The sequence below is a fragment of the Halopseudomonas sp. Lyrl_26 genome (assembly GCF_051948695.1).
Lineage (GTDB): Bacteria > Pseudomonadota > Gammaproteobacteria > Pseudomonadales > Pseudomonadaceae > Halopseudomonas > Halopseudomonas formosensis.
The window spans coordinates 1-21,334 of the sequence record NZ_JAYJLH010000017.1; the positions used below are offsets into that span (position 1 = coordinate 1).

Genomic DNA, 21,334 nt, shown 5'->3' on the forward strand with positions numbered 1-21,334 from the left:
TCTTTTCCGTTTCCCCGTGCCCCGGGGTAAATACCTGTCATCTGTCAACCGGACCAGCCCGGGTGCGCAGGGGCTTCATTGCCCGTCTTCCATGCCGCTCTCCGGCAGATTTCGTGTCTCTTGCCGGCGTTCGATCTGCTGTGTCATTGCTCAAGGAGCTCGCGGATTGTCCAGCCTGGCTGTGCATCTGCCGCATAGCCGACATATTCCCATTCATAAACACGCCTGCGAGCGCTATCATGCGCAGTCCCTTGCTGATGATAGAAAGCCATGCTTGCTCCATTGTTGAAGATGATGTCCGACGGACAGTTCCACTCCGGCGAGGAGCTCGGCAGGGCGCTGGGTGTCAGTCGCGCTGCGGTATGGAAGGCGCTCAAACGGCTCGAGGATGATGACTATCCCCTGCAGCGTGTGCGTGGCAAGGGCTACCGTGTTCCCCAGGGTGCCTCCATGCTGGACCTCAGTGCCATCCGGGCGGCGGCCAAGGCGTCAGACGATCACATCGGCTGGCAGTTGCTGGATGCGGTGGACTCCACCAATGCCGAGCTGATGCGTCAGCTGGCAGGGTCTGGAGCGGGCGGGGGCATTCGGATATGCATTGCCGAGCAGCAGACTTCGGGCAAGGGCCGGCGGGGCCGGGCCTGGGTGAGTCCCTATGCGCAGAACATATACCTGTCGGTCGCCGTGCCCTTCTCCGAAGGGGCGCAGAAACTGGAAGGTCTCAGTCTGCTGGTCGGACTGGTGCTGGTAGAAAGCCTTGAAGCCCTCGGCTTCCGCGGCGTGGGGCTGAAATGGCCGAACGACATCCTGCTTGATGGCCGGAAGCTGGCCGGGATACTGGTCGAGATCGCCGGCGACCTGACCTCCGACTGCGTGGCGGTCATCGGGGTCGGCGTCAATGTGCTGATGACCGCTGAGGGGGGCATCGATCAGGCCTGGACTTCGCTGCTGCTGTCCAGGCAGCGCGGCGCGCTTGATCGCAATGCGCTGACCGGAGAGTTTCTCCGGCGTCTGCTGGCAGCGTTGGAGCGATTCCGGCGCGAAGGCTTCCAGCCCTTTGTTGAATCATGGCATCGATACCATCTGTGGCAGGGGCGCGAGGTGCGCGTCCAGGCCGGCGACAACAGCTGGACCGGCAAGGCCATGGGGGTCGATGCGCGTGGCGCCCTGCGTCTGCAGGCTGCCGCCGGTGAGATGCTGCTGCACGGCGGGGAAGTGACTCTGAGGCTGAATGATGATTCTTGAGCTGGACTGCGGTAACACCCTTATCAAGTGGCGGCTGCTGGACAGGGAGGGGCGTGTGCGCGATGGCGACATGGCGCCGGACCTGGTGGAACTGCAGCGTCTGCTGGGTGGTCAGGAGCGAGAGATACATGGCTGCCGTCTGGTGAGTGTCCGCTCTGAAGATGAAACCCAGGTGATCTTCAATCAGCTGACCAGTTGGCTCAAGCGTGCGCCTCTGCTTGCTCGGCCGAGCCAGGAGCTGGAGGGTGTGCGCAATGGCTACGAGGACTACCGGCGTCTGGGAATGGATCGCTGGCTGGCGTTGGTCGCCGGCTATCAGCTGGCCGGAGGCGCCTGTGTCGTGATCGATCTGGGGACGGCGATCACCAGTGACTTTGTCGATGCGCATGGCCGGCATCTGGGTGGCTTCATCGCGCCGGGCAGCAAGCTGCTGTGCGCGACGCTTCTGCAGCATACGCGACTGGTACGTTATGACGAAGCGGCCTCGTGGAACCTTGTGGAGCCCAGCCCCGGTACGACCACGGCCGAAGCGGTGGAATGCGGCTGTGCGCTGATGCTGTCAGGCTTTGTCCAGGAGCAGTTGCGGGTAGCCCGCCGGCTGCTGGGGGAAAATCCGGCGGTCATTCTGACCGGAGGTGATGCCCATTCGCTCATCACCGTGCTGCCGGACAATGCCATCGTGGTCGCGGATCTGGTGTTCCGTGGTCTGGCCCTGGCCTGCCCGATGGAGCTCGGGCCATGAAGTATGCCTTCCTCACCCTGTTGCTGCTGAATATCCTGTACGCGCTCTGGCAGTGGCAGGAGCGCGTTCCGGAGGCCGGCCCACCCGCCCCGAAGACTGCCGAACAGGCTGCCGCGGCGCCGTCGCCGGCCGTCGCGGAACCGCAGCTGCCATCACCCCAGAGCCTGGCCCCGGCGCTATGCGTAACCCTCGGGCGCTTTGCCACTGCCGGCGAGGCGCAGCAGCTGCGTCAGCGCCTGCTGGTGCTGGATATCGCAGCGGAGGTCCGTCCCAGGGAGGTGGTCATGGGCACCGACTACTGGCTCGTGATGCCGGTGGTCGGTGGTGAGCGTCATGCGGTGCTGCAGCTGTCGGCGCTGCAGGAACAGGGCGTGGACAGCTTCCTGATTACCCAGGGGGAAATGGCTGGGCAGCTGTCACTGGGCGTATTCCAGCGGCAGGACCATGCCGAGTTGCGACGCGAGCAGCTGCAGGCCCAAGGGCACGACGCCCATGTGCACGCGTTGAGCAGGAAGGAGCGCCAGTATGTGGTCGAGGTGGGCGGCGCGTCCCGTCGTCTGGTGCACCAGGCACTGCTGTCGCGGCTGCGTGCGGACTTTCCGTCGCTCCAGCATCAATATCAGCCCTGTTCACCCGTTGCCATTGAGGAGCAGATCCCCTAGAATAGCGCCCGCTTCGACAGGCACCTGACAAGTTGGATGGCTGCTGGGGCGTCAACACTTTCAAGTTGCGGTTTTTTCTAAGAAAAGTGTTGACAGAGGCGCGCCAAGTGATGAAAATGGCGCCTCTTTTGCGGAGGGGTTCCCGAGCGGTCAAAGGGATCAGACTGTAAATCTGACGGCTTAGCCTTCGAAGGTTCGAATCCTTCCCCCTCCACCAGATTTAGTGTTACCGGGCGAAAAGCTCTTGGCGGGTATAGTTCAATGGTAGAACCTCAGCCTTCCAAGCTGATGGTGCGGGTTCGATTCCCGCTACCCGCTCCAGTCCGGTAGTGCACAGGTTGTAAGCTCATGTAGCTCAGTTGGTAGAGCACACCCTTGGTAAGGGTGAGGTCAGCGGTTCAAATCCGCTCATGAGCTCCAGTAATAAGGCAGATATGCAAATATCTGCCTTTATTTTAATGGTCGCGTGACTCGCGCCTTGCATTCAGCTCAGCATAGAGGATCTCTCGAGATGGCTAAAGAGAAGTTCGAACGCAGCAAACCGCACCTGAACGTGGGCACCATCGGTCACGTTGACCACGGCAAGACCACTCTGACCGCAGCCCTGACCCGCGTCTGCGCCGAAGTATTCGGCAGCAGCGGCTCTTCCAAGGGCTACGACCAGATCGACAACGCGCCGGAAGAGAAGGCTCGTGGTATCACCATCAACACTTCCCACGTTGAGTATGATTCCCCGACCCGTCACTACGCGCACGTTGACTGCCCCGGTCACGCCGACTACGTGAAGAACATGATCACCGGTGCGGCCCAGATGGACGGCGCTATCCTGGTCTGCTCCGCTGCTGACGGCCCGATGCCGCAGACCCGCGAGCATATCCTGCTGTCCCGTCAGGTAGGCGTACCCTACATCGTCGTGTTCCTGAACAAGGCCGACATGGTTGACGACGAAGAGCTGCTGGAACTGGTGGAAATGGAAGTGCGCGATCTGCTGAGCACCTACGACTTCCCCGGCGACGACACTCCGATCATCATCGGTTCCGCCCTGATGGCTCTGGAAGGTCGCGACGACAACGGTCTGGGCACCACTGCCGTCAAGACCCTGGTCGAGACTCTGGATAGCTACATCCCCGAGCCTGAGCGTGCCATCGACAAGCCGTTCCTGATGCCGATCGAAGACGTGTTCTCCATTTCCGGTCGCGGTACTGTGGTAACCGGTCGTGTTGAGCGCGGTATCATCAAGGTCCAGGAAGAGGTCGAAATCGTCGGCATCAAGGAGACCACCAAGACCACCTGTACTGGTGTCGAGATGTTCCGCAAGCTGCTGGACGAAGGCCGTGCCGGTGAGAACGTTGGTGTTCTGCTGCGTGGTACCAAGCGTGAAGACGTTGAGCGTGGTCAGGTTCTGGCCAAGCCGGGCACCATCAAGCCGCACACCCAGTTCGAAGCCGAAGTCTACGTACTGGGCAAGGACGAAGGTGGTCGTCACACCCCGTTCTTCAAGGGCTACCGTCCGCAGTTCTACTTCCGTACCACTGACGTGACCGGTTCCTGCGAACTGCCCGAAGGTGTGGAAATGGTCATGCCGGGCGACAACGTCAAGCTGGTTGTTACCCTGATCGCTCCGATCGCCATGGAAGAGGGTCTGCGCTTCGCTATCCGCGAAGGCGGCCGTACCGTTGGCGCCGGCGTGGTTGCCAAGATCATCGCTTAATTGGCGATTGATCTTGTTCTGTTGAGCCGGTATCATTGCCGGCTCAACTGCGATTACAGGCCAGTAGCTCAATTGGCAGAGCGGCGGTCTCCAAAACCGCAGGTTGGGGGTTCGATTCCCTCCTGGCCTGCCAGATTATCTGGCAAAGACAAAACAGGATAGTACGATAGATGAGCACCAGGGCAGAAACTCACGACAGCCGCTTGGACGTTCTTAAGTGGATCGTTGTGGCGGTAATCGTTTTTGTCGGCGTAGCTGGTAACCATTATTTCGCAGCTGAATCTGTTTTGTATCGTGCCGTAGCGCTGGTCGCGCTCGGCCTGGTCGCGGGCTTCGTGGCCCTGCAGACCGCCAAAGGCAAGGCCTTCTGGTCCCTGCTCAAGGAAGCGCGTATTGAGATACGCAAGGTCGTCTGGCCAACCCGTACGGAAACCACTCAAACAACCCTGATCGTTGTGGCAGTCGTGCTGATCATGGCCCTGGTCCTCTGGGGGCTTGATACCCTGCTGGGTTGGATTATTTCTATGTTCATTGGCTAAAGGTGTTCCGTGTCCAAGCGTTGGTACGTCATACATGCCTACTCCGGGTTTGAAAAGCACGTAATGCGCTCGCTGCAGGAGCGTATCAAGCTGGCCGGAATGGAAGACCAGTTTGGTGAGATCCTGGTGCCCACCGAAGAAGTGGTGGAAATGCGCAGCGGACAGAAGCGCAAGAGTGAACGCAAGTTCTTCCCGGGTTATGTGCTGGTGCAGATGGAAATGAACGAAGGCACCTGGCACCTGGTCAAGGATACCCCTCGCGTGCTCGGCTTCATCGGTGGCGCTGCCGACAAGCCTGCCCCCATTACCGATCGCGAAGCCGAAGCCATCCTGCGTCGCGTTGCCGACGGCAGCGACAAGCCCAAGCCCAAGACGCTGTTCGAGCCGGGTGAAGTGGTTCGCGTCATTGACGGTCCCTTCGCCGATTTCAACGGTGTTGTAGAAGAAGTGAATTATGAGAAGAGCCGTGTTCAGGTGGCTGTTCTCATTTTCGGTCGCCCCACGCCTGTGGAGCTCGAATTCGGCCAGGTAGAAAAAGGCTGAGTTCATTCGCCCGCCTGAACCCTGCAATGCCTGAAGGCAGTGCGGGGTTTTGTTGTCGGTGGGCAATACATTAACGGGGAGCCGCAAGGCGCTAGCACCCAATGGAGAAAACTGATGGCAAAGAAGATTCAGGCTTATATCAAGCTGCAAGTCAAGGCCGGCCAGGCTAACCCGAGTCCGCCGGTAGGTCCGGCTCTGGGCCAGCACGGCGTCAACATCATGGAATTCTGCAAGGCGTTCAACGCCAAGACCCAGGGCGTAGAGCCGGGTCTGCCGACTCCCGTGATCATCACCGTATACAGCGACCGCAGCTTCACTTTTGAAACCAAGAGTACTCCCGCTGCCGTTCTGCTGATGAAGGCCGCAGGCGTGAAGGGCGGTTCCGCTCGTCCGAACAGCCAGAAAGTGGGTACCGTTACCCGCGCTCAGCTGGAAGAGATCGCCAAGACCAAGCAGGCTGATCTGACCGCTGCCGATCTGGAAGCAGCTGTACGCACCATCGCGGGTTCCGCCCGTAGCATGGGTCTGACCGTGGAGGGTGTGTAATGGCCAAGCTGACCAAGCGCCAGAAGGCGATCAAAGAGAAAGTCGACAGCACCAAGGTGTACAGCTTCGAAGAGGCCGCCCAGCTGCTGGCCGAGCTGTCCAATGTCAAGTTCGTCGAATCCGTGGATGTGGCTGTCAACCTCGGTGTTGACCCGCGCAAGTCCGACCAGGTTGTACGTGGCGCTACCCTGCTGCCCCACGGCACCGGCAAGACCGTTCGCGTTGCCGTATTCACCCAGGGTGCCAACGCCGAAGCCGCACTGGCTGCCGGTGCTGACAAGGTCGGCATGGACGACCTGGCTGCCGAAATGAAGGCCGGTGATCTGAACTACGACGTGGTCATTGCTTCCCCCGACGCCATGCGCGTTGTCGGCCAGCTGGGTCAGGTACTGGGTCCCCGCGGCCTGATGCCGAACCCGAAAGTCGGTACCGTTGCCGCTGACGTGGCTACCGCCGTGAAGAACGCCAAGGCTGGCCAGGTGCGCTACCGTACCGACAAGAACGGCATCATTCACTGCTCCGTAGGCAAGGTCGGTTTCGAGCCGGTCAAGCTGAAGGAGAACGTCGAAGCTCTGCTGGCTGACCTGAAGAAAGCCAAGCCGTCCACCTCCAAGGGTGTCTACCTGCAGCGCGTCTCCCTGAGCACCACCATGGGCCCGGGTCTGCAAGTTGATCATGCTTCGCTGAATATCTGATGTATCGGCGCGTCGCCTGCGGCGCGCCAACTATTGGGGTCCCTGCCAGTTGGGGGCTATCCAAGACCGTAGGTGATGTGAGTCTTAAATCGGGAATCATCCCGGACCTACGCAGATGGTGCTCACGATTCAGTGCAGGCTGGATCAGACACCAAAACATGTCGCCTCTGGCGATTAATGGTAAATCCAGGAGTAGAACCCGTGGCAATCAAGCTCGAAGACAAAAAGGCCATCGTCGCTGAAGTCAACGAAGCTGCCAAAGGTGCGCTGTCTGCCGTTGTGGCTGATGCCCGCGGTGTAGGCGTAGCTGCCATGACTGGTCTGCGCAAAGACGCTCGCGAAGCTGGCGTGTACGTACGTGTCGTACGTAACACCCTGCTGCGTCGTGCTGTTGAAGGTACCGAGTACGAGTGCCTGAACGACGTCTTTGTCGGTCCGACTCTGATCGCGTTTTCCAACGAGCATCCGGGCGCCGCTGCCCGCCTGTTCAAGGAATTCGCCAAGAGCCAGGACAAGTTCCAGATCAAGGCAGCCGCGTTTGAAGGCAATTACCTTGCAGCTGACCAGATCGACAAGCTGGCTTCTCTGCCGACTTACGACGAAGCAATCGCACAGCTGATGAGCGTTATCCAAGGCGCCACCAGCAAGTTCGTTCGTACTTTGGCTGCAGTCCGCGATCAGAAGGAAGCCGAAGCTGCCTGATAGGCTGCCCACTGCTTTCGTCGTTTGCTTTTAATGTTTTGATGCCCCAAGGGGTGTCCCCCAATACAGGAATATAGAGTCATGGCTCTTACCAACGAAGATATCATCAACGCAGTATCCGAAATGTCCGTCATGCAGGTCGTTGAACTGATCGCCGCCATGGAAGAGAAGTTCGGCGTTTCCGCCGCCGCTGCTGTTGTAGCCGGCCCGGCTGCTGGCGGTGCTGCCGCTGCTGAAGAGCAGACCGAGTTCAACATCGTTCTGGCTTCCGCCGGCGACAAGAAAGTGAACGTCATCAAGGCCGTTCGCGAACTGACCGGTCTGGGTCTGAAAGAAGCCAAGGCCCTGGTAGACGGCGCTCCGTCCACCGTGAAGGAAGGCGTATCCAAGGAAGAAGCCGAAGCCGCGAAGAAGTCGCTGGAAGAGGCTGGTGCAACGGTCGAGCTCAAGTAAGCTTGCGCGACCTTGCATCGACAGTCTGATCGATGATCGGATTGATGGCTGGTGGCCTGTGAGCCACCGGCCTTTTTCCGTTGCAGCCCCGCGGGGCTGCAGTGGATTCCACTCCAGGCGAGTGCGCAAGACCAGGTCTTGCAAGCATTTTCAGGCTTCCCTGTCGGGGGAGCCACTCAAGCAGGTGACCAAGCTGGGGAACGCTGATGGCTTACTCATACACTGAGAAAAAACGTATCCGCAAGGACTTTGGCAAACTGCCGCATGTGATGGACGTGCCCTATCTGCTGGCGATCCAGCTGGATTCCTACCGGGAATTCCTGCAGGCCGACGCGGACAAGGACGGCGTTCGTGATATCGGTCTGCACGCGGCCTTCAAATCTGTTTTCCCCATTATCAGCTATTCCGGTAATGCGGCGCTCGAGTATGTCGGTTACCGGCTGGGTGAGCCGGCTTTCGACGTCAAGGAATGTGTGCTGCGTGGCGTGACCTATGCGGTTCCGCTGCGCGTTAAAGTGCGCCTGATCATCTTTGATCGTGAATCTGCCAGCAAGGCGATCAAGGACATCAAGGAGCAGGAAGTCTACATGGGTGAAATACCCCTGATGACCGAGAACGGTACCTTCGTGATCAATGGTACCGAGCGTGTGATCGTTTCCCAGCTGCACCGCAGCCCGGGTGTGTTCTTCGACCACGACCGTGGCAAGACACACAGCTCCGGCAAGCTGCTGTATTCCGCCCGCGTGATTCCCTACCGCGGCTCCTGGCTGGACTTCGAGTTCGATCCCAAGGATGCGGTCTTCGTCCGTATCGACCGTCGCCGCAAGCTGCCGGCGACCGTGCTGCTGCGCGCCCTGGGTTATCAGACCGAGGAAATTCTGGATATCTTCTACGACACCAACAAGTTCGAGGTGCACGGCGAGACCCTGCAACTGGAACTGGTGCCGCAGCGCCTGCGTGGCGAAATCGCCACCTTCGATATCACTGATGGCAAGGGCAAGGTGATCGTCGAGAAAGGCCGTCGTATCACTGCACGACACATCAACCAGCTGGAGAAGGCCGGGGTTTCCAGCCTCGAAGTGCCCTTCGACTACCTGATCGGCCGTACCATCGCCAAGCCGGTTGTGCATCCGGCCACCGGTGAAATTCTGGTCGAATGCAATACCGAAATCAGCGCCGAGCTGATCGAGAAGCTGATCAAGGCAGGTGTCACCCATCTGGAGACCCTGTACACCAACGATATCGACTGCGGTCCCTTCATTTCCGACACCCTGCGTATCGATACCACCACCAGCCAGCTTGATGCCCTGGTGGAGATCTACCGCATGATGCGCCCCGGCGAGCCGCCGACCAAGGACGCCGCCGAAACCCTGTTCAGCAACCTGTTCTTCAGCAGCGACCGCTACGACCTGTCCGCCGTGGGCCGCATGAAGTTCAACCGCCGCATCGGTCGCGAAGAGATCGAAGGCCCTGGCGTGCTGAGCAAGGAAGACATCATCGAGGTGCTCAAGACCCTGGTCGACATCCGTAACGGCAAGGGGGTGGTCGACGACATCGATCACCTGGGTAACCGTCGTATCCGCTCCGTTGGCGAAATGGCCGAGAACCAGTTCCGCGTGGGCCTGGTGCGCGTGGAGCGCGCGGTCAAGGAGCGTCTGTCCATGGCCGAGAGCGAAGGCCTGATGCCCCAGGACCTGATCAACGCCAAGCCGGTGGCAGCGGCAGTCAAGGAGTTCTTCGGTTCCAGCCAGCTGTCCCAGTTCATGGACCAGAACAACCCGCTGTCGGAGATCACCCACAAGCGCCGCGTCTCCGCGCTCGGGCCGGGTGGTCTGACCCGTGAACGTGCCGGCTTCGAGGTGCGTGACGTACACCCGACCCACTATGGTCGCGTCTGCCCGATCGAGACCCCTGAAGGTCCGAACATCGGTCTGATCAACTCCCTGGCCACCTACGCCCGGACCAACGAGTACGGCTTCCTCGAAAGCCCCTACCGTCGCGTCAAGGACACCGTGGTAACCGACGAGATCGTGTTCCTGTCGGCGATCGAAGAAGCCGATCACGTCATCGCCCAGGCCAGCGCGGAAGTGCGTGATGGCAAGCTGGTTGAAGAGCTGGTCGCCGTCCGCCACATGAACGAGTTCAGCGTCAAGGCGCCCGAAGAAGTCACCCTGATGGACGTGTCCCCCCGTCAGGTGGTCTCCGTGGCCGCTTCGCTGATTCCCTTCCTCGAGCACGACGATGCCAACCGCGCCCTCATGGGTTCGAACATGCAGCGTCAGGCCGTGCCCACTCTGCGCGCCGAGAAGCCGCTGGTCGGTACCGGCATGGAGCGCAACGTGGCCCAGGACTCCGGGGTCTGTGTTGCTGCCCGTCGCGGCGGGGTAGTGGACTCGGTAGACGCCAGTCGTATCGTTATCCGCGTCAATGATGACGAGGTGGAAGCGGGCGAGGCTGGTGTGGATATCTACACCCTGACCAAGTACACCCGTTCCAACCAGAACACCTGCATCAACCAGCGGCCGCTGGTGAAGAAAGGTGACGTGATTGCTGCCCGCGACATCCTGGCTGATGGTTCCTCCGTGGACATGGGCGAGCTGGCCCTGGGTCAGAACATGCGCGTGGCCTTCATGCCATGGAACGGCTACAACTTCGAGGACTCCATCCTCATCTCCGAGCGCGTGGTACAGGAAGACCGTTTCACCACCATCCACATCCAGGAACTGACCTGCGTGTCCCGCGACACCAAGCTGGGGCCGGAGGAGATCACCTCCGATATCCCCAACGTCGGTGAAGCGGCGCTGGGCAAGCTGGATGAGGCCGGTATCGTCTATGTTGGTGCCGAGGTCGGCCCTGGCGACATCCTGGTCGGCAAGGTCACGCCCAAGGGCGAAACCCAGCTGACTCCGGAGGAGAAGCTGCTGCGCGCGATCTTCGGTGAGAAGGCCTCCGACGTGAAGGACACCTCCCTGCGTGTGCCCACCGGCACCAAGGGTACCGTCATCGACGTCCAGGTGTTCACCCGTGATGGCGTGGAACGCGACAGCCGTGCCCTGGCCATCGAGAAACAGCAGCTCGACGAGATCCGCAAGGACCTGCAGGAAGAGTTCCGCATCGTCGAAACCGCCGCTTTCGAGCGTCTGTCCGCGGCCCTGATCGGTCACACCGTTGAAGGTGGTGCCGGCGTGAAGAAGGGCACAGTGCTGACCGCCGAGATCCTCGAGGGCATCGAGCGCGGCCAGTGGTTCAAGCTGCGCATGAGCGAGGACAACCTCAACGAACAGCTGGAGCGCACCCAGGCCTACCTGGTTGACCGTCGCAAGCTGCTCGACGAGAAGTTCGAGGACAAGAAGCGCAAGCTGCAGCAGGGCGATGACCTGGCTCCGGGCGTGCTGAAGATCGTCAAGGTCTACCTGGCTATCAAGCGCCGCATCCAGCCCGGTGACAAGATGGCCGGCCGTCATGGTAACAAGGGTGTCATCTCGGTCATCATGCCGGTGGAAGACATGCCTTACGACGAGAACGGCGTGCCGGTGGACATCGTGCTCAACCCGCTGGGCGTACCTTCGCGGATGAACGTCGGTCAGATCCTCGAGACCCATCTGGGTCTGGCAGCCAAGGGCCTGGGCGAGAAGATCAACCGCATGCTCGACGAGCAGCGCAAGGTCTCCGAGCTGCGCGAGTTCCTCGACGAGGTGTACAACAAGGTGGGCGGTCGTCAGGAAAACCTTGACGCCCTCAGCGACAGCGAGATCATCGAGCTGGCGAACAACCTGCGCAGCGGTGTGCCCATGGCGACCCCGGTGTTCGATGGTGCCGAAGAGCACGAGATCAAGCACATGCTGCGTCTGGCGGACCTGCCGGACAGCGGTCAGATGACCCTGTACGACGGCCGTACCGGCAACACCTTCGACCGGCCGGTGACTGTGGGCTACATGTACATGCTCAAGCTGAACCACCTGGTCGACGACAAGATGCACGCCCGTTCGACCGGTTCCTACAGTCTGGTCACACAGCAGCCGCTGGGTGGTAAGGCTCAGTTCGGCGGTCAGCGCTTCGGGGAGATGGAGGTCTGGGCACTGGAAGCCTACGGTGCCGCCTACACCCTGCAGGAGATGCTGACTGTGAAGTCGGATGACGTGAACGGCCGTACCAAGATGTACAAGAACATCGTGGACGGCGACCATCGCATGGAGGCCGGCATGCCCGAGTCCTTCAACGTGCTGGTCAAGGAAATCCGTTCTCTGGCCATCGATATCGACCTGGAATCCGAATAACCACCGACTGCCCACGTCTCGGGCGGTGCGATCCGCCGCCCTTGAGACACTGCGAGGAGTATAGGCCTTGAAAGACTTACTGAACCTGCTCAAGTCCCAGGGACAGATTGAAGAGTTCGATTCCATCCGGATCGGACTGGCATCGCCGGAAATGATCCGGTCCTGGTCGTATGGCGAAGTCAAGAAGCCGGAGACCATCAACTACCGTACCTTCAAGCCGGAGCGCGACGGCCTGTTCTGCGCCAAGATCTTCGGACCGGTGAAGGACTACGAGTGCCTGTGCGGCAAGTACAAGCGCCTCAAGCACCGTGGCGTGATCTGTGAGAAGTGCGGCGTGGAAGTGGCGCTGGCCAAGGTCCGCCGCGAGCGCATGGGCCACATCGAGCTGGCCTCGCCGGTTGCCCACATCTGGTTCCTGAAGTCCCTGCCGTCCCGTATCGGCCTGCTGCTGGACATGACCCTGCGTGATATCGAGCGCGTGCTCTACTTCGAAAGCTATGTGGTGATCGAGCCCGGTCTGACCACGCTGGAGAAGGGTCAGCTGCTGAACGACGAGCAGTACTTCGAAGCCCTGGAAGAATTCGGTGACGAGTTCGACGCCCGCATGGGTGCCGAAGCCGTGTTCCAGCTGCTCAGCGGTCTGGATCTGGACCACGAGATCAGCCGTCTGCGTGAAGAAATCCCGCAGACCACTTCGGAAACCAAGATCAAGAAGCTGTCCAAGCGTCTGAAGCTGATGGAAGCCTTCCAGAGCTCCGGCAACAAGCCCGAGTGGATGGTCATGACCGTTCTGCCGGTATTGCCGCCGGACCTGCGACCGCTGGTGCCCCTGGACGGTGGCCGCTTTGCCACTTCCGACCTGAACGATCTGTATCGCCGGGTCATCAACCGCAACAACCGCCTCAAGCGCCTGCTGGATCTGGCTGCGCCGGACATCATCGTGCGCAACGAAAAGCGCATGCTGCAGGAATCCGTCGACGCACTGCTGGACAACGGTCGTCGCGGCCGTGCCATCACCGGCACCAACAAGCGCCCGCTGAAGTCCCTGGCCGACATGATCAAGGGCAAGCAGGGTCGCTTCCGTCAGAACCTGCTGGGCAAGCGCGTGGACTACTCCGGTCGCTCGGTGATCGTGGTGGGTCCGACCCTGCGTCTGCACCAGTGCGGTCTGCCCAAGAAGATGGCCCTGGAGCTGTTCAAGCCGTTCATCTTCGGCAAGCTGGAGCACCGCGGCCTGGCCACCACCATCAAGGCGGCCAAGAAGATGGTCGAGCGCGAACTGCCGGAGGTGTGGGACATCCTCGCCGAGGTCATCCGCGAACACCCGGTACTGCTCAACCGTGCGCCGACCCTGCACCGTCTCGGTATCCAGGCCTTTGAGCCCGTGCTGATCGAAGGCAAGGCCATCCAGCTGCACCCGCTGGTCTGTGCCGCGTACAACGCCGACTTCGACGGTGACCAGATGGCCGTCCACGTTCCGCTGACCCTCGAGGCCCAGCTGGAAGCCCGTGCGCTGATGATGTCGACCAACAACATCCTGTCGCCCGCCAGCGGTGAGCCGATCATCGTGCCGTCCCAGGACGTGGTACTGGGTCTGTACTACATGACCCGCTCCCTGGTGAACGCCAAGGGTGAAGGCATGGACTTCAGCAGCATCAGCGAAGTGGAAATGGCCTACCGTACCGGCCAGCTGGCCCTGCATGCGATGATCAAGGTGCGCATCACCGAGACCGTCATCGACAAGGAAGGCAACTCCACCACCGAGACCCGTCTGGTCGAGACCACTGCCGGTCGTGCGCTGCTGTTCCAGATCCTGCCCAAGGGGCTGCCGTTCTCCCTGGTCGACCAGCCGCTGCGCAAGAAGGCGATTTCCAAGCTGATCAACACCAGCTACCGCGTGGTGGGTCTGAAGGAAACCGTGATCTTCGCCGACCAGCTGATGTACACCGGTTTTGCCTACTCGACCATCTCCGGTGCCTCCATCGGTGTGAACGACTTCGAGATCCCGGAAGAGAAGGCCGAGATCATCGAGCGCGCCACCGCCGAAGTGAAGGAAATCGAGGATCAGTACGCCGCCGGTCTGGTAACCGCCGGTGAGAAGTACAACAAGGTCATCGACCTGTGGTCCCGCGCCAACGACGAGATCTCCAAGGCCATGATGGAGAACCTCAAGGTCGACCGCATCAAGGATCGTGAAGGCAACGAGATCGCCCACGAATCCTTCAACTCCATGTACATGATGGCCGACTCCGGTGCCCGGGGTTCCGCCGCCCAGATACGTCAGCTGGCGGGTATGCGGGGCCTGATGGCCAAGCCGGACGGCTCCATCATCGAGACGCCGATCATCGCCAACTTCCGTGAAGGTCTGAACGTACTGCAGTACTTCATCTCGACCCACGGTGCCCGTAAGGGTCTGGCCGATACCGCACTGAAGACCGCGAACTCCGGTTACCTGACCCGTCGTCTGGTTGACGTGGCCCAGGACCTGGTGATCACCGAGGTCGACTGTGGCACCGACCAGGGTCTGGTCATGAAGCCGCATATCGAAGGTGGTGATATCGTCGAGCCGCTGGGCGAGCGCGTACTGGGCCGGGTTGCCGCCCAGGATGTTCTCAAGCCGGGCACGGAAGAAGTCATTCTGGCCGCCGGTACCCTGATCGACGAGAAGCTGGTCGACTTCCTCGAGACCAACAGTGTCGATGAGGTCATCGTGCGTTCGCCGATCACCTGCGAGACCCGCTACGGTGTGTGCTCCACCTGCTATGGTCGCGACCTGGCACGTGGTCACCTGATCAACATCGGTGAGGCAGTGGGCGTTATCGCTGCCCAGTCCATCGGTGAGCCGGGTACCCAGCTGACCATGCGTACCTTCCACATCGGTGGTGCCGCCAGCCGGACCGCCGCCCAGGACAGCATCCAGGTCAAGAGCGCCGGTACCATCCGCTTGAGCAACCTGAAGCACGTGACCCGTGACGACGGCGCGCTGGTGGCGGTATCCCGTTCCGGTGAGCTGGCTCTGGCTGACGAGTTCGGTCGCGAGCGCGAGCGCTACAAGCTGCCCTACGGTGCAGTCATCTCGATCCATGAGGGTGAAGAGGTGCAGGCCGGTCAGGTCGTGGCCAAGTGGGACCCGCACACCCACCCGATCGTTACCGAGATCGCCGGTACCGTCCAGTTCGTCGGCATGGAAGAGGGGATCACCATCCGTCGTCAGACCGACGAGCTGACCGGTCTGAGCAACATCGAGGTGATGGCGGTTCACGAGCGTCCGTCCGCCGGTAAGGACATCCGTCCGACCATCAAGCTGATCGGCTCCGATGGCAAGGAACTCATGCTGCCGGGCACCGATGTGCCGGCGCAGTACTTCCTGCCGGAGAAGACCCAGGTCAACCTGTCCGACGGCGTCGAAGTGAACATCGGTGACGTGATCGCGCGTATTCCGCGTGAAACCTCCAAAACCCGGGACATCACCGGTGGTCTGCCGCGTGTGGCCGACCTGTTCGAGGCGCGTCGTCCGAAGGAGCCGGCAATCCTGGCGGAAATCAGCGGTACCATTTCCTTCGGCAAGGAAACCAAGGGCAAGCGCCGCCTGATCATCACTCCGGTGGATGGCAGCGATCCGTACGAGGAGCTGATTCCGAAGTGGCGCCACCTGAACGTGTTCGAAGGTGAGCAGGTCACTCGCGGTGAGGTTATCTCCGACGGTCCGAGCAACCCGCACGATATCCTGCGCCTGCTGGGTGTCAGCGAGCTGGCCAAGTACATCGTCAACGAGATCCAGGACGTGTACCGTCTGCAGGGCGTGAAGATCAACGACAAGCACATCGAGGTGACCATTCGCCAGATGCTGCGCAAGGTCGAGATCACCGAGTCCGGCGACTCCAGCTTCATCAAGGGCGATCAGGTCGAGCTGACCCAGGTACTGGAAGAGAACGAAGCCCTGATCGCTCAGGACAAGTTCCCGGCCAAGTACGAGCGGGTACTGCTGGGTATCACCAAGGCGTCGCTGTCCACCGAGTCCTTCATTTCCGCGGCCTCCTTCCAGGAGACCACCCGCGTGCTGACCGAGGCTGCCGTCACCGGCAAGCGCGACCATCTGCGCGGTCTGAAGGAGAACGTGGTCGTAGGTCGTCTGATCCCGGCCGGTACCGGTCTGGCCTACCACGCCGAGCGCAAGCGCCAGCGTCTGGCCGACAAGCCGACCAAGGTGAGCGCCAGTGAAGTCGAACAGGCGCTGTCCGATGCGCTGAACTTCAGCGGCAACTGATCCAGGTTGCCCGTCGCCCTGCGCGGCGGGCGGCTTGACGCTCGGGTATGGGATCTATAGAATTCCGTACCCCTAAAATAGGCGGGGCGTTTCGCCCTGCCGTTTTATTTAATATGTCCCAGGGACATCTATGGAGTTTTGCTAGATGGCAACAATCAACCAGCTGGTTCAAAAGCCGCGCAAGCGTGTTGCTGAAAAAAGCGACGTGCCCGCGCTGCAGAACTGCCCGCAGCGCCGTGGTGTATGTACCCGTGTATATACCACCACGCCGAAGAAGCCGAACTCGGCTCTGCGTAAGGTCTGCCGCGTACGCCTGACCAACGGCTTTGAAGTTTCTTCCTATATCGGTGGTGAAGGCCACAACCTGCAGGAGCACAGCGTCGTTCTGATTCGCGGCGGCCGTGTAAAAGACCTGCCGGGTGTGCGTTACCACACTGTTCGCGGTTCCCTGGATACCTCCGGTGTGAAAGACCGCAAGCAGGGTCGTTCCAAGTACGGCGCCAAGCGTCCGAAGTAAGTTTTTGAATTCTTTTAACCTGAGTCGATAAGAGTAAGGTCAGGCGTAACACAAGTGTTCCAGTCCTGAGCTAACCTGAAGACCGTTTTGAGGGCTTATCATGCCAAGACGTCGTGTAGCGGCAAAACGTGAGATCCTGCCAGAACCTAAGTATGGCAGCCAGATTCTCGCCAAATTCATGAACCATGTAATGGAAAGCGGCAAGAAATCCACCGCTGAGCGTATCGTGTACGGTGCACTGGACAAAGTGAAAGAGCGCACCAAGACTGATAATCCGGTTGAAGTGTTCGAGAAAGCACTGGATGCCATCGCTCCGCTGGTCGAGGTCAAATCCCGCCGTGTAGGTGGTGCCACCTACCAGGTTCCGGTTGAAGTGCGTCCCTCCCGCCGCAATGCTCTGGCAATGCGCTGGCTGGTAGATGCTGCCCGTAAGCGTGGCGAGAAATCGATGGATCTGCGTCTTGCTGGTGAACTCCTTGATGCCTCTGAGGGTAAAGGTTCTGCGGTCAAGAAGCGTGAAGACGTGCACCGTATGGCTGAAGCCAACAAGGCCTTCTCACACTATCGCTTCTAAACAACGACTCAGGAGACTATCGTGGCTCGTACAACCCCGATCAATCTGTACCGAAATATCGGTATTTGTGCGCACGTCGATGCGGGCAAAACCACCACCACGGAACGGATCCTGTATTACACTGGCGTGAACCACAAGATGGGCGAGACCCATGATGGTGCCAGTACCACTGACTGGATGGCGCAGGAGCAGGAGCGTGGTATCACCATTACCTCCGCCGCTGTTACCGCCTTCTGGCAGGGTTCCCAGAAGCAGTACAAGAAGCACCGCGTCAACGTTATCGATACCCCCGGCCACGTTGACTTTACCATTGAGGTAGAGCGCTCCCTGCGCGTACTCGACGGTGCGGTCGTAGTGTTCTGCGGCACCTCCGGTGTCGAGCCCCAGTCCGAAACCGTATGGCGTCAGGCCAACAAGTACGGCGTGCCGCGCATCGTCTACGTCAACAAGCTGGACCGTCAGGGCGCCAACTTCCTGCGCGTCGTCGAGCAGATCAAGAAGCGTCTGGGCCACACTCCGGTGCCGCTGCAGCTGCCGATCGGCTCCGAGGAAAACTTCGTCGGCCAGGTCGACCTGCTGCGCATGAAGGCCATCTACTGGAATGATGCCGACATGGGTATGTCCTTCCGCGAGGAAGAGATCCCGGAAGATATGCTCGAGCTGGCCAACCAGTACCGTGAGAACCTGGTGGAAAGCGCTGCCGAAGCCAACGAAGAGCTGATGAACAAGTACCTGGAAGAGGGCGACCTGTCTCTGGAAGAGATCAAGGCCGGCCTGCGTCAGCGTACCCTGGCCAGCGAGATCGTTCCGGCTGTCTGCGGCTCCTCGTTCAAGAACAAGGGTGTGCCGCTGGTACTGGACGCCGTTATCGACTTCCTGCCGGCTCCCGATGAAGTTGAAGCCATCAAGGGTGTCAGCCCCGACAGCGACGACATCACCGATCAGCGTATCTCCAGCGACGACGAGCCTTTCGCTGCTCTGGCGTTCAAGATCGCTACCGACCCCTTCGTCGGTACCCTGACCTTCGTCCGCGTGTACTCCGGTGTGCTGAGCTCCGGCGACTCGGTGATGAACTCGGTCAAGGGCAAGAAAGAGCGCGTTGGTCGTATGGTTCAGATGCAGGCCAACAGCCGCGAAGAGATCAAGGAGCTGCGCGCGGGTGACATCGCCGCCCTGATCGGCATGAAGGACGTGACTACCGGTGACACCCTGTGTGACATCGAGAAGCCCATCGTTCTGGAGCGCATGGACTTCCCCGAGCCGGTTATCCACGTAGCGGTCGAGCCGAAAACCAAGGCTGACCAGGAGAAGATGGGCATCGCACTGGGCAAGCTGGCCCAGGAAGACCCGTCCTTCCGTGTGCGCACCGACGAAGAGTCCGGTCAGACCATCATCGGCGGTATGGGTGAACTGCACCTGGACATCATCGTTGACCGCATGAAGCGCGAATTCAACGTCGAGGCCAACATCGGCAAGCCCCAGGTGGCCTACCGTGAAGCTATCCGCAACACCTGCGAGATCGAAGGCAAGTTCGTTCGTCAGTCCGGTGGTCGCGGTCAGTTCGGTCACGTCTGGATCCGCTTCGAGCCGGCCGAAGAAGGCGTCGAAGGCCTGGTATTCGCCAGCGAAGTGGTTGGTGGTGTGGTACCCAAGGAATACATTCCTGCGGTACAGAAGGGCATTGATGAGCAGATGAAGAACGGTGTTCTCGCCGGTTACCCGCTGCTCAGCCTCAAGGCAACCATCTTTGATGGTTCTTATCATGATGTCGACTCGAACGAAATGGCGTTCAAGATCGCCGCTTCCATGGCCACCAAGCAGCTGGCCCAGAAAGGCGGTGCCGTTCTGCTCGAGCCGATCATGAAAGTTGAAGTAGTGACCCCTGAGGACTACATGGGTGACGTGATGGGTGACCTCAACCGTCGTCGTGGTCTGGTTCAGGGTATGGAAGACTCTCCCTCCGGGAAGGTCATCCGTGCTGAGGTTCCGCTGGGTGAGATGTTTGGTTACGCCACGGATGTACGCTCCATGTCCCAGGGACGTGCCAGCTACTCCATGGAGTTCTCCAAATACGCCGAGGCTCCCTCGAACATCGTTGACGCTATCATCAAGAAGCAAGGCTGATTGCTTCCTGGCTAATTGAAGAGGTTACTAATCGTGGCAAAAGAAAAGTTTGAACGCAGTAAACCGCACCTGAACGTGGGCACCATCGGTCACGTTGACCATGGCAAGACCACTCTGACCGCAGCCCTGACTCGCGTCTGCGCCGAAGTATTCGGCAGCAGCGGCTCTTCCAAGGGCTACGACCAGATCGACAACGCGCCGGAAGAGAAGGCTCGTGGTATCACCATCAACACTTCCCACGTTGAGTATGATTCCCCGACCCGTCACTACGCGCACGTTGACTGCCCCGGTCACGCCGACTACGTGAAGAACATGATCACCGGTGCTGCCCAGATGGACGGCGCTATCCTGGTCTGCTCCGCTGCTGACGGCCCGATGCCGCAGACCCGCGAGCACATCCTGCTGTCCCGTCAGGTAGGCGTACCCTACATCGTCGTGTTCCTGAACAAGGCCGACATGGTTGACGACGAAGAGCTGCTGGAACTGGTGGAAATGGAAGTGCGCGATCTGCTGAGCACCTACGACTTCCCCGGCGACGACACTCCGATCATCATCGGTTCCGCCCTGATGGCTCTGGAAGGTCGCGACGACAACGGTCTGGGCACCACTGCCGTCAAGACCCTGGTCGAGACTCTGGACAGCTACATCCCCGAGCCTGAGCGTGCCATCGACAAGCCGTTCCTGATGCCGATCGAAGACGTGTTCTCCATTTCCGGTCGCGGTACTGTGGTAACCGGTCGTGTTGAGCGCGGTATCATCAAGGTTCAGGAAGAGGTCGAAATCGTCGGCATCAAGGAGACCACCAAGACTACCTGTACTGGTGTCGAGATGTTCCGCAAGCTGCTGGACGAAGGCCGTGCCGGTGAGAACGTTGGTGTTCTGCTGCGTGGTACCAAGCGTGAAGACGTTGAGCGTGGTCAGGTTCTGGCCAAGCCGGGCACCATCAAGCCGCACACCCAGTTCGAAGCCGAAGTCTACGTACTGGGCAAGGACGAAGGTGGTCGTCACACCCCGTTCTTCAAGGGCTACCGTCCGCAGTTCTACTTCCGTACCACTGACGTGACCGGTTCCTGCGAACTGCCCGAAGGCGTGGAAATGGTCATGCCGGGCGACAACGTCAAGCTGGTTGTTACCCTGATCGCTCCGATCGCCATGGAAGAAGGTCTGCGCTTCGCTATCCGCGAAGGCGGCCGTACCGTTGGCGCCGGCGTGGTTGCCAAGATTATCGCCTGATAATCTGACCATAAGCAGAAGCCCCCGGTGATCGGGGGCTTTTGTATTTTGGTTGACACTAGAATGGCGCATCTGTAATATTGCGCCTCCCTTGGATGGGCCCGCCTGTGTCCGGGTGTGCTCTGAAAATAGAAGCTTGGAGTTTCTGGTCAAATGCAGAACCAACAGATTCGTATTCGGTTGAAGGCTTTTGACCATCGCCTGATTGATCAATCTACCCAGGAAATCGTGGATACCGCGAAGCGTACTGGGGCTCAGGTGCGTGGTCCGATTCCTTTGCCGACACGCAAAGAGCGTTTTACCGTGCTGATTTCTCCGCACGTCAACAAAGATGCCCGGGATCAATATGAAATCCGTACCCACAAGCGGGTGCTGGATATCGTTCAGCCCACCGACAAGACTGTCGATGCGCTGATGAAACTGGACCTTGCAGCTGGCGTTGAGGTTCAGATCAGCCTCGGCTGATAGCCCCGAACGACGGGGGCTATCCAGCCGTGTAACGCC

General features: G+C 60.0%; 18 protein-coding genes and 4 tRNA genes. 21 read left to right on the forward strand and 1 reads right to left on the reverse strand.

Going from position 1 to position 21,334, the window contains the following annotated elements; all coding sequences use genetic code 11:
• Positions 1–143: 143 nt before the first annotated feature.
• On the reverse strand, positions 144–272 hold the full coding sequence (locus VF673_RS13870) for a hypothetical protein (RefSeq protein WP_320332118.1): 129 nt from the start codon (positions 270–272) through the stop codon (positions 144–146).
• Here VF673_RS13870 and VF673_RS13875 point away from each other — a divergent pair.
• The 21 genes from VF673_RS13875 (at position 271) to rpsJ (ending at position 21,295) form a co-directional block, all read left to right on the forward strand.
• Positions 271–1,245 (forward strand): biotin--[acetyl-CoA-carboxylase] ligase, encoded by a 975-nt coding sequence (locus VF673_RS13875; protein ID WP_440292387.1) that lies wholly within the window; start codon positions 271–273, stop codon positions 1,243–1,245. The genes VF673_RS13870 and VF673_RS13875 overlap by 2 nt on opposite strands.
• Positions 1,235–1,987 (forward strand): type III pantothenate kinase, encoded by a 753-nt coding sequence (locus VF673_RS13880; RefSeq protein WP_440292398.1) that lies wholly within the window; start codon positions 1,235–1,237, stop codon positions 1,985–1,987. The genes VF673_RS13875 and VF673_RS13880 overlap by 11 nt, the downstream gene beginning before the upstream one ends.
• A complete protein-coding gene (locus tag VF673_RS13885; RefSeq protein ID WP_440292388.1) occupies positions 1,984–2,649 on the forward strand; it encodes a hypothetical protein in 666 nt (221 codons plus the stop codon). The genes VF673_RS13880 and VF673_RS13885 overlap by 4 nt, the downstream gene beginning before the upstream one ends.
• Positions 2,650–2,781: 132 nt before the next feature.
• A tRNA-Tyr gene (locus tag VF673_RS13890) sits at positions 2,782–2,866 on the forward strand.
• Between the two features lie 30 nt (positions 2,867–2,896).
• Positions 2,897–2,970: transfer RNA gene (locus VF673_RS13895), tRNA-Gly, on the forward strand.
• 23 nt (positions 2,971–2,993) lie between these two features.
• Positions 2,994–3,069, forward strand: a tRNA-Thr gene (locus tag VF673_RS13900).
• A gap of 91 nt (positions 3,070–3,160) precedes the next feature.
• The gene (gene tuf / locus VF673_RS13905; protein WP_440292389.1) at positions 3,161–4,360 is read left to right on the forward strand and encodes an elongation factor Tu; all 1,200 of its coding nucleotides are present in this window, start codon (positions 3,161–3,163) and stop codon (positions 4,358–4,360) included.
• A gap of 57 nt (positions 4,361–4,417) precedes the next feature.
• Positions 4,418–4,493, forward strand: a tRNA-Trp gene (locus VF673_RS13910).
• Positions 4,494–4,530: 37 nt separating this feature from the next.
• Positions 4,531–4,899 carry a preprotein translocase subunit SecE gene (secE, locus tag VF673_RS13915; protein WP_320331966.1) on the forward strand — a complete coding sequence of 123 codons (369 nt, stop codon included), beginning with the start codon at positions 4,531–4,533 and terminating at the stop codon, positions 4,897–4,899.
• Positions 4,900–4,908: 9 nt separating this feature from the next.
• The gene (nusG, locus tag VF673_RS13920; RefSeq protein ID WP_440292390.1) at positions 4,909–5,442 is read left to right on the forward strand and encodes a transcription termination/antitermination protein NusG; all 534 of its coding nucleotides are present in this window, start codon (positions 4,909–4,911) and stop codon (positions 5,440–5,442) included.
• Positions 5,443–5,556: 114 nt separating this feature from the next.
• On the forward strand, positions 5,557–5,988 hold the full coding sequence (gene rplK, locus VF673_RS13925; RefSeq protein WP_090541333.1) for a 50S ribosomal protein L11: 432 nt from the start codon (positions 5,557–5,559) through the stop codon (positions 5,986–5,988).
• A complete protein-coding gene (rplA, locus tag VF673_RS13930; RefSeq protein WP_320331965.1) occupies positions 5,988–6,683 on the forward strand; it encodes a 50S ribosomal protein L1 in 696 nt (231 codons plus the stop codon). The genes rplK and rplA overlap by 1 nt, the downstream gene beginning before the upstream one ends.
• A gap of 201 nt (positions 6,684–6,884) precedes the next feature.
• Positions 6,885–7,385 (forward strand): 50S ribosomal protein L10, encoded by a 501-nt coding sequence (rplJ, locus tag VF673_RS13935; protein WP_090541339.1) that lies wholly within the window; start codon positions 6,885–6,887, stop codon positions 7,383–7,385.
• Between the two features lie 81 nt (positions 7,386–7,466).
• Complete coding sequence (gene rplL, locus VF673_RS13940) at positions 7,467–7,838, forward strand: 50S ribosomal protein L7/L12 (RefSeq protein ID WP_273124472.1); 372 nt, start codon at positions 7,467–7,469, stop codon at positions 7,836–7,838.
• Between the two features lie 206 nt (positions 7,839–8,044).
• Positions 8,045–12,115, forward strand: a complete 4,071-nt coding sequence (rpoB, locus tag VF673_RS13945) for a DNA-directed RNA polymerase subunit beta (RefSeq protein ID WP_440292391.1) — start codon at positions 8,045–8,047, stop codon at positions 12,113–12,115.
• A 67-nt stretch (positions 12,116–12,182) separates the two neighbouring features.
• Complete coding sequence (gene rpoC, locus VF673_RS13950) at positions 12,183–16,382, forward strand: DNA-directed RNA polymerase subunit beta' (RefSeq protein WP_440292392.1); 4,200 nt, start codon at positions 12,183–12,185, stop codon at positions 16,380–16,382.
• 145 nt (positions 16,383–16,527) lie between these two features.
• On the forward strand, positions 16,528–16,899 hold the full coding sequence (gene rpsL, locus VF673_RS13955) for a 30S ribosomal protein S12 (protein WP_036993737.1): 372 nt from the start codon (positions 16,528–16,530) through the stop codon (positions 16,897–16,899).
• 100 nt (positions 16,900–16,999) lie between these two features.
• A complete protein-coding gene (gene rpsG, locus VF673_RS13960; RefSeq protein WP_320331962.1) occupies positions 17,000–17,473 on the forward strand; it encodes a 30S ribosomal protein S7 in 474 nt (157 codons plus the stop codon).
• Positions 17,474–17,494: 21 nt separating this feature from the next.
• Complete coding sequence (gene fusA, locus VF673_RS13965; RefSeq protein ID WP_440292393.1) at positions 17,495–19,597, forward strand: elongation factor G; 2,103 nt, start codon at positions 17,495–17,497, stop codon at positions 19,595–19,597.
• A gap of 33 nt (positions 19,598–19,630) precedes the next feature.
• A complete protein-coding gene (gene tuf / locus VF673_RS13970; RefSeq protein ID WP_440292389.1) occupies positions 19,631–20,830 on the forward strand; it encodes an elongation factor Tu in 1,200 nt (399 codons plus the stop codon).
• A gap of 153 nt (positions 20,831–20,983) precedes the next feature.
• Positions 20,984–21,295, forward strand: coding sequence for a 30S ribosomal protein S10 (rpsJ, locus tag VF673_RS13975; protein ID WP_044501102.1), 312 nt, complete (start codon positions 20,984–20,986; stop codon positions 21,293–21,295).
• The last annotated feature ends 39 nt before the right edge of the window (positions 21,296–21,334 follow it).

Excerpts from the sequence above, each read along its gene's own strand:
- rplL (WP_273124472.1), top strand. The coding sequence starts at position 7,467 with ATGGCTCTTACCAACGAAGATATCATCAACGCAGTATCCGAAATGTCC.
- VF673_RS13870 (WP_320332118.1), bottom strand. The coding sequence starts at position 272 with ATGGCTTTCTATCATCAGCAAGGGACTGCGCATGATAGCGCTCGCAGG.
- tuf (WP_440292389.1), top strand. The coding sequence starts at position 3,161 with ATGGCTAAAGAGAAGTTCGAACGCAGCAAACCGCACCTGAACGTGGGC.
- secE (WP_320331966.1), top strand. The coding sequence starts at position 4,531 with ATGAGCACCAGGGCAGAAACTCACGACAGCCGCTTGGACGTTCTTAAG.
- rpoB (WP_440292391.1), top strand. The coding sequence starts at position 8,045 with ATGGCTTACTCATACACTGAGAAAAAACGTATCCGCAAGGACTTTGGC.
- rpsG (WP_320331962.1), top strand. The coding sequence starts at position 17,000 with ATGCCAAGACGTCGTGTAGCGGCAAAACGTGAGATCCTGCCAGAACCT.
- VF673_RS13880 (WP_440292398.1), top strand. The coding sequence starts at position 1,235 with ATGATTCTTGAGCTGGACTGCGGTAACACCCTTATCAAGTGGCGGCTG.
- VF673_RS13875 (WP_440292387.1), top strand. The coding sequence starts at position 271 with ATGCTTGCTCCATTGTTGAAGATGATGTCCGACGGACAGTTCCACTCC.
- VF673_RS13885 (WP_440292388.1), top strand. The coding sequence starts at position 1,984 with ATGAAGTATGCCTTCCTCACCCTGTTGCTGCTGAATATCCTGTACGCG.
- rplK (WP_090541333.1), top strand. The coding sequence starts at position 5,557 with ATGGCAAAGAAGATTCAGGCTTATATCAAGCTGCAAGTCAAGGCCGGC.
- rplA (WP_320331965.1), top strand. The coding sequence starts at position 5,988 with ATGGCCAAGCTGACCAAGCGCCAGAAGGCGATCAAAGAGAAAGTCGAC.
- rpsL (WP_036993737.1), top strand. The coding sequence starts at position 16,528 with ATGGCAACAATCAACCAGCTGGTTCAAAAGCCGCGCAAGCGTGTTGCT.
- rpsJ (WP_044501102.1), top strand. The coding sequence starts at position 20,984 with ATGCAGAACCAACAGATTCGTATTCGGTTGAAGGCTTTTGACCATCGC.